This window comes from Labilibaculum antarcticum (assembly GCF_002356295.1).
In the GTDB taxonomy this organism is placed as follows: domain Bacteria; phylum Bacteroidota; class Bacteroidia; order Bacteroidales; family Marinifilaceae; genus Labilibaculum; species Labilibaculum antarcticum.
This window is the reverse complement of record NZ_AP018042.1, coordinates 1119855-1133670: the sequence shown is the minus strand read 5'-3', so window position 1 is coordinate 1133670 and position 13816 is coordinate 1119855. Positions and strand designations below refer to the sequence as shown.

Annotated in this window: 13 protein-coding genes; 3 read left to right on the top strand and 10 right to left on the bottom strand. The window is 36.5% G+C overall.

The window, feature by feature from the left end; translation table 11 throughout:
- Positions 1-177: 177 nt before the first annotated feature.
- The 9 genes from rsxA to recG form a co-directional block, all read right to left on the bottom strand.
- Positions 178-750 (bottom strand): electron transport complex subunit RsxA, encoded by a 573-nt coding sequence (gene rsxA, locus ALGA_RS04160; protein ID WP_096428135.1) that lies wholly within the window; start codon positions 748-750, stop codon positions 178-180.
- 12 nt (positions 751-762) lie between these two features.
- A complete protein-coding gene (locus tag ALGA_RS04155; RefSeq protein ID WP_231706053.1) occupies positions 763-1338 on the bottom strand; it encodes an RnfABCDGE type electron transport complex subunit E in 576 nt (191 codons plus the stop codon).
- Position 1339: 1 nt separating this feature from the next.
- Positions 1340-1957: an RnfABCDGE type electron transport complex subunit G gene (locus ALGA_RS04150; RefSeq protein ID WP_096428133.1), complete on the bottom strand. Its 618-nt coding sequence runs from the start codon at positions 1955-1957 to the stop codon at positions 1340-1342.
- 2 nt (positions 1958-1959) lie between these two features.
- Positions 1960-2955: an RnfABCDGE type electron transport complex subunit D gene (locus ALGA_RS04145; RefSeq protein ID WP_096428132.1), complete on the bottom strand. Its 996-nt coding sequence runs from the start codon at positions 2953-2955 to the stop codon at positions 1960-1962.
- Between the two features lie 94 nt (positions 2956-3049).
- Positions 3050-4378 carry an electron transport complex subunit RsxC gene (gene rsxC / locus ALGA_RS04140; protein WP_096428131.1) on the bottom strand — a complete coding sequence of 443 codons (1329 nt, stop codon included), beginning with the start codon at positions 4376-4378 and terminating at the stop codon, positions 3050-3052.
- A gap of 15 nt (positions 4379-4393) precedes the next feature.
- Positions 4394-5344: a Fe-S cluster domain-containing protein gene (locus ALGA_RS04135; protein ID WP_096428130.1), complete on the bottom strand. Its 951-nt coding sequence runs from the start codon at positions 5342-5344 to the stop codon at positions 4394-4396.
- A 3-nt stretch (positions 5345-5347) separates the two neighbouring features.
- Positions 5348-5776 carry a SoxR reducing system RseC family protein gene (locus ALGA_RS04130; RefSeq protein WP_096428129.1) on the bottom strand — a complete coding sequence of 143 codons (429 nt, stop codon included), beginning with the start codon at positions 5774-5776 and terminating at the stop codon, positions 5348-5350.
- An 832-nt stretch (positions 5777-6608) separates the two neighbouring features.
- The gene (locus ALGA_RS04125) at positions 6609-8003 is read right to left on the bottom strand and encodes a hypothetical protein (protein ID WP_145957570.1); all 1395 of its coding nucleotides are present in this window, start codon (positions 8001-8003) and stop codon (positions 6609-6611) included.
- A 134-nt stretch (positions 8004-8137) separates the two neighbouring features.
- Positions 8138-10243: an ATP-dependent DNA helicase RecG gene (gene recG / locus ALGA_RS04120; RefSeq protein ID WP_096428127.1), complete on the bottom strand. Its 2106-nt coding sequence runs from the start codon at positions 10241-10243 to the stop codon at positions 8138-8140.
- Positions 10244-10492: 249 nt separating this feature from the next.
- On the opposite strand from recG, the gene ALGA_RS04115 reads away from it, so the two are divergent.
- The 3 genes from ALGA_RS04115 to ALGA_RS04105 all read left to right on the top strand — a co-directional run bounded on the left by ALGA_RS04115 (position 10493) and on the right by ALGA_RS04105 (position 12208).
- Positions 10493-11260: a hypothetical protein gene (locus ALGA_RS04115; RefSeq protein WP_096428126.1), complete on the top strand. Its 768-nt coding sequence runs from the start codon at positions 10493-10495 to the stop codon at positions 11258-11260.
- A 96-nt stretch (positions 11261-11356) separates the two neighbouring features.
- Complete coding sequence (locus ALGA_RS04110) at positions 11357-11917, top strand: cob(I)yrinic acid a,c-diamide adenosyltransferase (protein WP_096428125.1); 561 nt, start codon at positions 11357-11359, stop codon at positions 11915-11917.
- 69 nt (positions 11918-11986) lie between these two features.
- Positions 11987-12208 carry a DUF2795 domain-containing protein gene (locus ALGA_RS04105; RefSeq protein WP_096428124.1) on the top strand — a complete coding sequence of 74 codons (222 nt, stop codon included), beginning with the start codon at positions 11987-11989 and terminating at the stop codon, positions 12206-12208.
- 13 nt (positions 12209-12221) lie between these two features.
- Here ALGA_RS04105 and ALGA_RS04100 read toward each other — a convergent pair whose 3' ends face one another.
- Complete coding sequence (locus tag ALGA_RS04100) at positions 12222-13814, bottom strand: OstA-like protein (RefSeq protein WP_096428123.1); 1593 nt, start codon at positions 13812-13814, stop codon at positions 12222-12224.
- Positions 13815-13816 lie beyond the last annotated feature (2 nt).

The window sequence follows — 13816 nt, the reverse complement described above, 5'->3', positions numbered from 1 at the left end:
CTTAGTGGTTGATTTTGATCCTCATTGATTGCATTCGACTTCAAGTTAATTATTATTACGGATTTTCACAATAATTTTGATAAAAGGTAAATATTAATGCGTGTAGAGCTGATATAGTGCAATAAAAAAAGCAACTCTTTACGAGTTGCTTTTTAAATATAATGAATTGTGTTTTGATTATACAATACCTGTAAATCCCATAAAAGCCATTGCTAAGAGTCCTGCAACAATTAAGGCTGCGGGAGTTCCTTTTATGCCTTTTGGCAAATCAACAAGATCAAGGTGTTCGCGAAGGCCTGCGAATATAACCAAAGCAAGACCGAAACCGATAGCCGTAGATCCTGAGAAAACAACCGCTTCTAGTAGATCATAGTCTTTCTGAATTGTTAAAATAGCAACACCCAGGATTGCACAGTTGGTTGTAATTAATGGAAGAAAAACACCCAATGCCTGGTACATTGCCGGACTAACCTTTTTAAGGATGATCTCAACCAACTGCACCAAAGCTGCAATAATCAGGATAAAGGTGATGGTTTGCATAAAACCAATACCGAAAGGGTCCAATATATATTTTTGAAGCAGATAAGTTACAATAGTAGCCAGAATCATTACAAAAGTAACGGCACTTGACATACCTACTGCTGTTGATACTTTCTTCGATACTCCTAGAAATGGACAAATTCCTAGGAATTGAGCCAAAACAACGTTGTTTACGAATATGGCAGATATAATAATTATAATATAATTCATGATGATTTCTCTTTAGGCTTTTTTAATGCGGTTAATAATAGCAATAAGATATCCTAATGCAATGAAAGCGCCAGGGGCTAATACAAAAATTAGCATGCCGTAAGTATCACTAAATATAGAAATACCAAAAACTTTTCCACTTCCTAATAGTTCACGAACAGATCCTAAAAGTGTTAAGGCCATTGAAAATCCTAATCCCATTCCAGCTCCGTCCAATATTGAAGGCAATATTTTGTTTTTAGAAGCAAATGCTTCGGCACGCCCCAATACAATACAGTTTACAACGATAAGGGGAATAAATACGCCCAATTGTGCATGCAATGCTGGAGTGTATGCCTCCATTAGAAAACTAATAATAGTAACAAATGCAGCAATGATAACAATGAAAGAAGGTATTTTTACTTTCTCAGGAATCTGAGAACTTACCATTGAAATTACCATGTTGGACATGATCAAAACAAAAGATGTAGCCAAGCCCATTCCCAGCCCATTGATCGCCGAAGAGGTTACTCCAAGTGTTGGACACATACCCAGCAATAAAACGAATACGGCATTCTCCTTAAAGAATCCTTTGGTGAAATTTTGCATGTTATTCATTACTATTTCCTCCTTCTTTTTGATTTTTCATGTACTCTTTATAGGCTGTTTGAACAGCATCTAAAAAAGCTCTGGAGCTGATGGTCGCAGCAGTAATGGCATCAATATCGCCACCATCTTTACTGACTGTAAAGTTTGTTGCTCCTGGGTTTTTATCAAGAACACTTGCTTTTGCTTTGGCAGGATCGGTAGGTTTAAACCAATTTGTCATTTTTGAGCCCAAACCAGGTGTTTCCTTGTGTTCCAATACCGAATAGTTGTGAATGGTCCCGTCTGGTTCAAATCCAACCATAAGCCATATATATCCTGAAAAGCCATTCGTAGTAAAAGTTTTAACAGCAGTACCTACTAATTTTCCATCCTTTTTAGCAGGATAAAATTCCAGAGTATCTTTGTCGTTTACACCAACTTTGTACATCTCATCACTGGGATTGTTCGTAAAGTCAGGAACAACTTCTTTTATGGCATTCAGTTTTTTCTCCAATTTTGCTTTAGCAATTGGTTCTTTGGTAATTTCGTATACCGCACCCAAAGCAGCAGAGGCTATTAGTGTTATTATAAACAACACCAACACCATATTTATAAATGTAGATTCTTTTTTCGCAGCCATAATTATTTCCTTTTTTCGCCGAAACGTTTAGGTTTAACATACACATTAATGAGTGGTACAAATGCATTCATAATAAGAATTGCAAATGAAACTCCTTCTGGATAAGCTCCGAATACACGGATGATTACAGTTAGAAAGCCGATTCCAATACCATATATTAACATTCCTTTGTTCGACATAGGAGAGGTAACATAGTCGGTTGCCATAAAAATAGCACCTAGTAATAAACCTCCTGTAAGAAGATGAAATAACGGACCAGCATATGCTTCAGGATTAGCCATGTGAAGAATACCGCTAAAAACAGCTACTGTTCCAAGTACAGCAACAGGAATGTGCCAGGTAATGATCTTTTTGAATAGCATGTAAGCCAAACCAAGAAGTAAAGCAGCACCGGCAACTTCCCCCATAGATCCACCCATGTTTCCCATTAGTAAATCCAGATTACTGGGTACGTCGTGCATTAATTGAGACAATGGTTCCCCGTTTTTTAATCCTTCTTTAATAATAGCCAATGGCGTAGCACCGGTTTCTGCATCTAAATAGGATGTGTTGAAGCCTAAAGCTTTTGGCCAGCTGGTCATTTGAACCGGGAAGGAAATCAATAGAAATACACGACCTACTAAAGCCGGGTTAAATACATTGTTTCCTAAACCTCCGAATGTCATTTTGCCAATACCAATAGCAACCAAAGCTCCAATCAGAATAATCCAGATAGGTAGGTTGGCTGGCACGTTAAAGGCCAACAGAATACCTGTGATTAATGCAGAACCATCGGTAATGGTTGGAACTTTTTTAAGCAGGTATTTCGTAATTAAAAATTCGAAAAGATAACAAGATGCTACGGCAGTTAGGGTGACAATAATTGCACCCATGCCAAAGTAAACGAACGAAAAAATAAGTGCCGGAAGCATCGCAAATACCACTCCATACATGTTCTTTTGTATGGAATCTCCACTATGAACGTGTGGAGACGGGGCGATTAGTACTTTGGTGTTCATATCTATTTGTAAATTTGTTTATTAGTAATAGGATGAATGAGTATGCAAATGAATGTGTAATCCGTCATTCTTAACCCATAATTCCTAATTGATTTTATTTTCTTGATCTCATGATTTGTCCAACTTTACCTTTTCCTAATCGGATGTAATCCAATAATGGACGGTTTGCAGGACAAGTAAAACTACAAGAGCCACACTCAATACAATCCATAACAGCATCGCTTTCCAAACGCTCGTATTCTTTTTTGTCGGCCAAAACCATTAGTAAGAATGGTTCAAGTCCCATAGGACAAACAGAAACACATTTGCCACAACGAATACAAGGCTTAGCTTCTTTACGGGCAGCTTCTTCGCGAGGTATAAGTAATAAGCCTGAGCTTCCTTTGGTTAAAGGAACATCAATTGTTGTTAATGCTTTTCCCATCATCGGACCACCGCCTATTATTTTACCTGTATCTTCAGGTAATCCTCCGGCAGCATCAACCAAATCTTTAACAGGAGTTCCTATTCGGAATAGCCAGTTTGAAGGATTTTTTAATGATTTCCCGGTAATGGTTGCTACCCGTTCGAAAAGAGGTTTGTTTTTCTGAACAGCTTCGTAAACAGCAAGTGCTGTTCCAACGTTTTGAACCACTGCACCTACTTCAATAGGAAGAGCTCCCGATGGAATTTCACGTTTTATTGTAGCCGAAATTAATTGTTTCTCACCACCTTGAGGGTATTGTGTTTTTAACGGGCAAATTTCAATTCCCTGATAATTTGCAGCAAGTTTTGTCAAATGAGCTATTGCATCAGGTTTGTTGTTTTCAATGCCAATAATGGCTTTATCAACACCTAAGGCTTTCATTAAAACCTGGGTTCCAACCAATACTTCATCCCCTTTTTCGAGCATAACCCGGTGGTCAGAGGTAAGGTAAGGTTCGCATTCCACTGCGTTAATGATTAAAACGTCGGCAGTTTTTCCCGGAGGAACCGATAGTTTTACATGAGCAGGGAAGGTTGCTCCACCTAAACCAACAATTCCAGCTTCGGCTATTTTTTTTACAATTTCTTCCTTGCTTGCGCTGATTTCTTTTACCAAATCTTTGCTGCGATCAATTGTTTCCATCCATTCATCGCCATCAACTTTAATGATGACACATGTTCTGCGGAAACTACTTGCATCAATAATCTCATCTACTTTAAACACAGTTCCTGAAACGGAAGAGTGGATGTTTGCAGATACAAATCCTGATGATTTAGCGATTAATTGTCCTACTTTAACTTCGTCGCCCTTTTTAACGATCGGAGTAGCCGGAGCACCAATATGTTGAGAAATTGGAATACTTACTATTTCGGGTATTGGCAATACCTGGATTGCGCTGTTTGCCGACAATTTGTTTTCGGCAGGATGAATACCTCCTAATGAGAATGTTTTTAACACTGATGATCCTCCTATTTATTTGTTCTCAGTTGTTTCGTCATTTGCAGTTGGCTCTACTTTCGGAGCCTCTTCTGTCTTAGCCTCAGCTTTTGGTGCTGCAGCAGGTTTTACCGTTGCGGCAATCGGCTTTTCGGCAGGCTTTTCTTTACGAGGTGGAAAATTCAACTCGTGAATAGCATGCGTTGGGCAAACAAGTACACACTTTCGGCAAAGTTTACATTTGCTGTAGTCGATGTAAGCAAGGTTGTTTTCCAAAGTGATGGCATCAAAAGGACATTCCTTAACACACTTGCCACAACCAATACAGGCAACGCTACAAGCTTTTTTAGCTACACCACCTTTGTCCTTATTTACACAAGACACAAAGATTCGTCGACTTTTTGGCCCTTTGTTACGAAGCTCAATAATGTCTTTAGGACAAGCTGCAACACATGCACCACAAGAAACACATTTGTCTTCGATAATAACAGGAAGACCTGTTTCCTTATCCATATACATGGCATCGAAATTACAGGCATCAACACACTCACCTAAGCCTAAACAACCATACTGGCATCCTGTTTCACCGCTGTAAAGAGAAGCTGCAATTGTACAAGACGCTGCACCATCATACTGATTGGTTTTAGGTCTGTTTTCGCAAGTTCCGTTACAACGAACAACTGCAACAGTAGGTTCGGCTGCTTTTATTTCATGTCCAAGAATAGATCCAACTTGCGACATCACAGAATTCCCACCCACCGGGCAGTTCATTTTTGAAATGTCGTCAGCTTTTACCAATGCTTCGGCAAATGCCCTACATCCAGGATAACCACAACCGCCACAATTCGCGGCAGGTAATGCTTCTTCTACCTCGTCGATGCGAGGATCTTCATACACTTTGAATTTTTGCGCTACAAAAAACAGAATAATTGCTGCTGTTACTCCAATAGCACACAAAGCCAGAATAGTGATAACTATAATGTTCATAGCTTAAATGTTTACGATTTTTTCGATTGTAAATGAAAAAGTTTTCTTAAAATGTCTCTTGAAAAAGGACAGAACTATATAGTAAGGTAGTAATATGGCTAATGCCGATATTCCACTTATTAATTCATTGCTTGTAATTGTTGTTGCAAGGATAAGGGCAAGTACTACTAATACAAATGGCAGCACATAAGCAAGGAACATAGCCAACCATCCTAAGGATTCCCGATAGCTTAGGTTTACCTTTTCTCCAACTTTAAATTTGTTACTGTAATCAATAACATCAATCGATTTGTCTTTCATATCAGACATGGAGCAAGCACCTTTGGCATGACAAGCAGAACAGGCAGAGACATTTACAATGCCTACCGTAATCTTACCCTCCTCTATTTCAAGGATAGTCCCTTCGTGATCAATTTTATTGGGATCTTGCATTTACTTTTCCCTTTTTTGTCGTTTATACTCGAAAACTCCTGCCTAAGCAGATGAGATTTATACATGTAACATTCACCTAGTCATGTTGGTAGTAAATGGATGTTATTTAACACAGCGCAACAAAAATAGTACTTTAGATTGCATTCGATTCGGGTAAAAGTCAATTTATAGTGTGTTTAAATAGAGGGAGTTCCCTACTTTTGTAAAGTAGAGATTACAATTTTTCTTGTATCTCTATTGAATACAGATAGTTTGGGCTATTATTGAAAAAAATCGGTAATATGAGTCTGTTTTGCAAACGTATTAATTTAGATTCATTATGAATAAAATGGGTAGGGAAAGACTTTGGTCAAGAAATTTTGACTTTTTCTCAAATACAGCGGATAATCAAATTTAAGTTCGCCTCAAATAAAACAAATCAGATGAATGCAATTGTTCGAATTTCGATATCCTCGAGCTGATTTTTTAGCGATTGTTGTTTTGAAATAATCGGCCCGTGTCTCATTTCAATTGCTTTATTTTTGTGTCATTCGATGATTCGGATTTTCAGATGGGAGCCTTGCAAAAAATGTTGTTTTTACAATTCGTTTTTATCTCATTATCCTTAGAAATGAGATAAAAACGATTCTGTTTTGTTGCCTTTTTCAAAAAATGTTGTTAAAACGATTCTGTTTTGTTGTTTTTTTTAAAAAATGCTGTTAAAATGATTCTGTTTTGTTGTCTTTTTTTTAAAATGCTGTTAAAACGATTCTATTTTGTTTCCTTTTCAAAAAAATGTTGTTAAAATGATTCCTTAGGTGAAGATGCTTTTGTAGATATGTCTCAATATTTATTAGAATTGAAATCTTAGAGCCATATACGGCATTACAGAATTGTCAGCTTTAAACGATCCATCTGCTTGTTCGCTCCAGCTCCAGCGATAATCAACGCCAGTTACTAAAATTGGAGTTATTTTGTAGGCAAACCTCATTAAAGCAAGTGAGTTTGAATCAAATTTAAAGGTGTCACCTATTTTTGTCAGATTTCCTTTGGTGTAGTAACCTTCAATAATGATTTTATCAAACAAATCCTGAGTTCTTAAATTTAATTGCAGTGTAGCTGGAGATTCAGCACTTACATTGTCAGGTAGCAGCAAATTACCGCCAAGCATTATTTTATCGAATACCGAAGCTGTTAACGATCCATAAATTCCTTGTTGACTCTTAACATTACCCAAAGCTGCAATTTTAGCATCTTTATTTACTTCATACATCGCATCGAAAAATTGTGGTATGTAGTTGTCGCTATACCAAAGCCGCTCAATTCTTGAATTCAAACGGAACAAATTTCCAATTACATTCATATTTGCATTAAAACCAATTCCTGTTCCTTTTCCAGCATCATATCCTTGTGTTGGTGGTATTAGTTGGTGGTATGCCATAAGAGAATCCGATTTTACTTTGCCTAGTCTGCTATAGTGTGCATATCCGGTAAGGTTAATAAAACCAGAGTTTATGATGAGGATTCCCATATCTAACCCGTAGGCTTTTATTCCATCAGATAGAAATTCATTAACACCAGTGTTCTTACCAAATCGATTGGTCTGATCATTGTCGGTGATGTAACTAAATCCAAAATCAAGTGTTTTAACAACAGGAATTCCACTGGCACCAAAAGGACGAACATATGGCCGAACGGCAAATAAATTACAGGATTGCGTGTTGAAATCGCTGTACATTCCTTCTACACCATAAATCTTTTTAATACGGATATCATAACTTAAGCCGACTTTTCTTTTCTCGAAGCTGGGAGAGTTGCTGTAGTTATTCAATAAACTACCATATCCTAACGATTCGCCTTGCAGTTGACCTAGTTTTAAATAAACCGGATCTTTCTTTTTTCTTCCGTAACGCAAGTAGCTAATCAATCGAAGAACTCCGGTTCCGCTTTTGAATTCATCGGTGTAAAAATCACCATTGTCCAAGTTAAAATAAACAGGAACATCCATACCTATGCCTACTTTTCCAAAGCTTAAATCGGGTTGGAACCGAACACCTGCATAATTTTCACCACCAATTTGCGCAAAGGCAAATGCTCCGGTAAACATGCTTATTGAATCTGGATTGCTGAGGTTCGTAAAGGAATTATCGAAACCAAAAGAAGGATAATTATCCTGAGCTTTACTTGTACCGATTAAAAGAAACAACATAAGCGTTACTAAGGCGGGTAGTTTTAGCGTTTTTTTCATAATAGATTTATAAATAGTTACTATTAGATAGTACCGCAAAGAGGCGGTTTCCCCCTATGTTGCACTTTAAATTGTTTGGATTCAGAAATTCATTGCCTTTAAATTAAGAATTAATTATAAGTATGGGTAATTTATTAACTGATAACACTCCAATTTATTTTTGTTTTGCTAAGTCGTTTTACCTGTTTTGCGAGCGTAAAGTTTTCTTCCTTATCCAGTAATGGATCATTGTCGAGTATTTCCTGAGCAATATCTCTTGCATATTGAAGTATTTGACCATCCTTGCCAAGATTGGCAATTTTCAGGTCGTAAGAGATTCCGCTTTGCTGAGTTCCCTCAATATCTCCGGGGCCACGAAGTTTAAGATCTACTTCAGCAATTTCAAAGCCATCGTTCGTGCGCACCATTGTTTCAATACGCTTTCGCGATTCGTTTGAGATTTTGTAGGAAGACATAAGAATGCAGTAGGATTGTTCGGCTCCACGTCCTACGCGACCTCTCAATTGGTGTAGCTGAGATAATCCAAAACGTTCGGTGCTTTCAATAATCATTACAGAAGCATTGGGAATATTAACGCCAACTTCAATAACTGTAGTCGCTACCATTATTTGTGTTTCTCCTTTGGCAAATCGTTGCATTTCCGCTTCTTTTTCGGCCGGTTTCATTTTTCCATGAACCTTGCTGATGCTATATTTTTCAGAGGGGAAGTATTCGGAAACACTTTCGTATCCTTCTTCCAGATTTTTGAAATCCATTTTTTCAGATTCTTTAATCATTGGATAAACCAAATAGATTTGTCTCCCCAAATCAATCTGCTTTTTCATGAAGTCGTACACTTGTTTTCTCCTTTTTTCAAAGTAATGAACCGTTTGTATCGGCTTTCGTCCGGGAGGGAGCTCATCAATTACAGAAACGTCCAAATCACCATAAAGAGTCATGGCAAGTGTTCTTGGAATAGGCGTTGCAGTCATCACTAAAATGTGAGGAGGGACGTTGTTTTTTTTCCACAAGCGCGCACGCTGAGCAACACCAAATCGATGTTGTTCATCGATAATTACTAAACCCAGGTTGTTGAATTGAACAATGTCTTCTAACAGCGCATGAGTTCCAATCAAGATATGCAACTCTCCATTTAGTAGTTGTTCATGAATAATTTTGCGGTCTTTCTGTTTTGTTGATCCGGTAAGCAAAGCCACTTTTATATCAAGACCTTCTAAATATTCACTAATGGATTCCATGTGTTGAGTTGCTAAAATCTCAGTGGGAGCCATCAAACAAGACTGACAACCATTGTCAAGTCCTATAAGCATACACATCAATCCAACCATTGTTTTGCCACTGCCCACATCTCCCTGTAAAAGGCGATTCATTTGTTTTCCGCTACCCACATCTTTTCGAATTTCTTTGATAACCCTTTTTTGAGCATTGGTAAGTTCGAAGGGAAGTTTGGTTTGAAAAAACTGATTGAAATTCGCACCTATTTTAGTGAACTGATGACCGCGATAAAGCACCTTGCGCTTCATCTTCATTTTAAGAATGTTTAGCTGAATGTAAAACAGTTCTTCAAATTTTAAACGGTAGGTGGCCTTTTTTAATACTTCCGTATCACTCGGAAAATGAATCTGTGTAAGCGCTTCGTGAAGATTTATTAATCCTATCTTTTTTGTTAGGCTTGCAGGTAGGGTTTCCGGTATTTTTCCATTCAAGGATTGCAAAGCATTTTCCTGAAGTTTGTGAATGGCTTTCGAATTGATAAAACTACTTTTCATCCTTTCGGTAGTCAGATAAAAAGATTGCAACGAAGCATTCAATTTTCCATTTTTCGCCTCACTCTCTTCAAGTTCAGGGTGAACAACATTTATTTTTCGATTGAATTCGGAAGGTTTACCAAAAACAATATATTCTGTGTTGGGTTTAAGACTTGGCTTAATGTATTTAATTCCCTTGAACCAGACTAGTTCCAATACGCCTTTCCCATCGGTAAAATGTGCCACCAACCGTTGCTGGCGCTTTTCGCCAATTACTTCGATACTGGTAATTTCACCTCTTACTTGAATATATGGCAGTTTTGAATGAATTTCACTGATTTCGTAAAATTTAGTTCTGTCGATATATTTATAGGGGAAGTGGTACAGTAAATCTTCGTAACTGTAAATGGATAATTCCTTATTGAGAATAGCAGCCCTTTTGGGGCCAACACCTGCTAAAAATTTAATATCGAGTCCCGCTAATTCTGACATTCTAACTATTCTAATCTATTTTAAAAGGAAAGGAATTTTTTTCCCTTTTGTGTAAAACTCTTCAAAAACCTAAAAGTACAAACAAAAGTAAATTGAAAAACTTAAATTTTAAAGAAATGAAAGCTTAATCTTTTGCTATATTATAACTAATATTATTACGATTATCAGTGCAACAGGCGATATCTTGCTTGAAGAATTTGAAGAATTCAAATTTACGATTAAATTCGCCAATTCTATTTACTAGTCATCATGGGTCGAATCCACTACAAATTAAAAAAACGTTTTTACCGATTAAAAGCTTTTCGCCGAAAAGGGTTTGGAGTTCATTCTCCCTTTACTTTTCATTTGATTGTTAATGTAATTGAGGCAAAACTGTCTTACTATGCATTTGGTCAGTTGTTTCCTTATCGAAAGATTATTGTGAATGCATTAAAATCAAAAATTGAAGTTGGAAATATTGACAAGGATTTGGTAAAGAAGTACAAAGAGGAAATTCAAATCATAAAGTCAAGTGAGGCACATGATAGATTGCTGTTTCGCTTAATGAATTTTGCGCGGCCAAAAAAATCTGCTTATTTTGGTGATGGAGTCGGTTTATCCATAGCCTACATGGCAAAACTTGATTCACGGAATGAAGTTTCGTGCTTGGGCCAAGGAGATGTATTTAGAGACTATTCCGACGATATTTTTCAGAATTACATGGGAATTAAAAATTATAAGAGTGTTGACTACAGCAGCATTCTTGAGGGAAAACCAGAATTCGATTTCCTCGTGTTTTCTGAAAATACAAGTGAAGAAATTCTATCTGATTTTGTTTTCAATAGTGAGCGGATACTTGCAAAAAATGGTATGATTGTTATTCAACATCCACACAGAAATGATTCTATACATCGCTTCTGGAATCAGATGAAGAAAGCCGAGCGTATTTCTGTGAGTCTGGATTTATTTCACATGGGAATACTGATTTTGAGGGAAGGAATGCAAAAGCAAGATTATGTAAGGAAGTATAGATTTTAACTATTGCATACTTTCAGCGAAATTTTATCTTTGTAGTAGCACAACTATTTGAGATAAAAATATCAGTTTAATAGAGGATCAAAAGAAACAAACACAATGGATAAATTTAAAGTGTATACAAAAACAGGCGACTCAGGTACCACTGGTTTGATTGGTGGCACAAGAGTTCCAAAGCATCATTTTCGATTGGAAGCTTATGGCACTGTTGATGAATTAAATTCTTATATCGGATTGATTCGTTCGCATGATATTGAAGCTAAATCAAAAGAAATTTTACTGCAAATTCAAAATAAACTTTTCCTGATTGGTTCAAGATTGGCAACCGATGATGAAAAATCTGACATGAAAGAGAAATTGCCAATTGTGGAAGCCGATATTCTTTTATTGGAAAATGAGATGGATCGGATGGATAAAGAGTTAGCTGAACTTAATAATTTCGTGTTGCCCGGCGGTAGTTTGGCCAATGGATTTTGTCATGTTGCAAGAACAGTTTGCCGAAGAGCGGAACGCCGGGCCATTCAGTTATCAAAGGATGTTGATGTAAATCCACTCTTGTTGAAGTATTTAAATCGTCTATCTGATTATTTATTTGTTCTCTCACGTAAGGTTTTACTTGATGTTGGAGTAGATGAAATTAAATGGAAGCTTGACTTGTAAATTCAAAAAAAAAAATTATATTCGCAGAATATAAAAAGGATATAAAAAAACAAAAAAAACATTGAATATATGTACTGGACACTAGAATTAGCCACTAAATTAGAAGATGCACCTTGGCCTGCATCTAAAGACGAGTTAATTGATTATGGAATTCGTTCTGGAGCTCCGTTAGAAGTGATTGAAAACTTACAGGAAATAGAAGAAGAAGGTGAAATTTTTGAAAGTATTGAAGATATTTGGCCTGATTATCCAAGCAAAGGAGATTTTCTATTTAACGAAGATGAATATTAAAAAAAGGGACTTTTTATAAAGTCCCTTTTTTTATTGGCTTTTTTATTAGTTTTTTTGGCGAAGCATTTAATTCTCTAATTGGGATGTATTCTTTCCAAATAAATATTTCTTCCTTTGATTTAGGTTGATATTCTTCCAACCATTGAAAGTCTTTAAGGAATTTCATTTTTTCATCTATTTTAAATAATGGATGCATATTGCCATCAGGCTTTTTTAGAAAGATGATTTTATCGATTTTATTATTCTCGATAAGAATACTGATGTTGCTGCTTTTAGCAATATTCATCCCCATAATTATCCCTTTGTCTTCAGGATAGTATAGAGTCTCTCCATTTCCTTTGATATCAAGCTTGTATAGCTTATTGTCTTTAACATGTCCTAGCATGTTTTTACCTTTAATCTGATTGTAAAAGGTCGTATCTTCTTTTGCTGTTAAAAAGGACGAACCTCTAAAATGCAGGTAACGAATTGCTTCATTTTGAGTTTCAATACCAATTGTATCAGCCACCATTTGATTTCCTTGTGCCCAAATAACAGGATCGTTGAATAATCTGATGGTAGAATCCTGCATGGTATAAACCAAGGAATCACAAATCCCCTGCATGTCTGTGCGATAAAATTTTACATGATGAAAAGCCTTGATACGTTCAAAGTGAGCTGTGTCTTTATCAATTTTAAGAGTGTCGGAATGAAGAAAGAGAGAATCGCCTTCGGTATACTGAATAAAGACTGCTGAATCAGTCATAAGCGCTTCTTCGTTGTTCTTAAAAGTTTCAAGAAAATTGCCCTTTAATATCAAATTGTTTGCGGTGTCGCGCAATTCTACATTATCAAAGATACGTGCCAGTTCATTGTTCCTGTCCAAATAAATACTATCACCTTTTATTTGATACGATTTAGTGTCGAGCCTTGTATTTTTAAAAAACTGGGAGATATTTGATTCTGTATTGTACCATCCATCTTCTGAATACAGGGTTTCCTTTTCTCCAACAATTTTAGTTGGACCCAAAATAAAGGCAACCTTGCTTACCGTGTTGTATTTTAGTGTATCCGAATATAAAGTATAATCAGTAGTTACAGCTTTAACGCTATCCTTGAAAAAAAGCATTTCTTGCTTCGTGTAGTACCTTCCGACAACACTGGTTAAGATATTATCAGCATCGACAATTTTACCACCGTTAAAATAATATCCAACACTTTCGGTCATGTCAAAATCAAGAAATTGTGTAGTAACAGTAACCGATTTGTTTTTCAGTTTCACGTTATTTCTTAATTCAGCATATTTTGTATTTCCATAATATTTTAGGTAATCTCCATATATATGAACGGTGTCGGCGTTAATAATATGAACCTTACCAAACGCTTCCAGCGTGTTTGTTTTATCATATTGATAGGCACTATCGCAATACATTTTAATATCACCATGTACAATAAAAACATTGCCTAGGAATTTATTCAAAGTCGGATCCGAGTTTCTGACAAACTGAACCACGTCTGAGTTTTTGATATCTACTTTTGATTTTTTTTGAGCAGATGCCGAAAGGTTATACAAGCAAATAATGCTTGTGAGTAGTATAGATATGTATCGGTTAGCAGTGCTAATCATTT

What these genes read in the sequence shown, in the direction of transcription:
- ALGA_RS04105 (WP_096428124.1), top strand. Translation starts at nt 11,987, where the DNA reads ATGTACTGGACACTAGAATTAGCCACTAAATTAGAAGATGCACCTTGG.
- ALGA_RS04135 (WP_096428130.1), bottom strand. Translation starts at nt 5,344, where the DNA reads ATGAACATTATAGTTATCACTATTCTGGCTTTGTGTGCTATTGGAGTA.
- ALGA_RS04155 (WP_231706053.1), bottom strand. Translation starts at nt 1,338, where the DNA reads ATGCAAAATTTCACCAAAGGATTCTTTAAGGAGAATGCCGTATTCGTT.
- ALGA_RS04125 (WP_145957570.1), bottom strand. Translation starts at nt 8,003, where the DNA reads ATGAAAAAAACGCTAAAACTACCCGCCTTAGTAACGCTTATGTTGTTT.
- ALGA_RS04110 (WP_096428125.1), top strand. Translation starts at nt 11,357, where the DNA reads ATGGATAAATTTAAAGTGTATACAAAAACAGGCGACTCAGGTACCACT.
- rsxA (WP_096428135.1), bottom strand. Translation starts at nt 750, where the DNA reads ATGAATTATATTATAATTATTATATCTGCCATATTCGTAAACAACGTT.
- recG (WP_096428127.1), bottom strand. Translation starts at nt 10,243, where the DNA reads ATGTCAGAATTAGCGGGACTCGATATTAAATTTTTAGCAGGTGTTGGC.
- ALGA_RS04100 (WP_096428123.1), bottom strand. Translation starts at nt 13,814, where the DNA reads ATGATTAGCACTGCTAACCGATACATATCTATACTACTCACAAGCATT.
- ALGA_RS04130 (WP_096428129.1), bottom strand. Translation starts at nt 5,776, where the DNA reads ATGCAAGATCCCAATAAAATTGATCACGAAGGGACTATCCTTGAAATA.
- ALGA_RS04150 (WP_096428133.1), bottom strand. Translation starts at nt 1,957, where the DNA reads ATGGCTGCGAAAAAAGAATCTACATTTATAAATATGGTGTTGGTGTTG.
- ALGA_RS04145 (WP_096428132.1), bottom strand. Translation starts at nt 2,955, where the DNA reads ATGAACACCAAAGTACTAATCGCCCCGTCTCCACACGTTCATAGTGGA.
- ALGA_RS04115 (WP_096428126.1), top strand. Translation starts at nt 10,493, where the DNA reads ATGGGTCGAATCCACTACAAATTAAAAAAACGTTTTTACCGATTAAAA.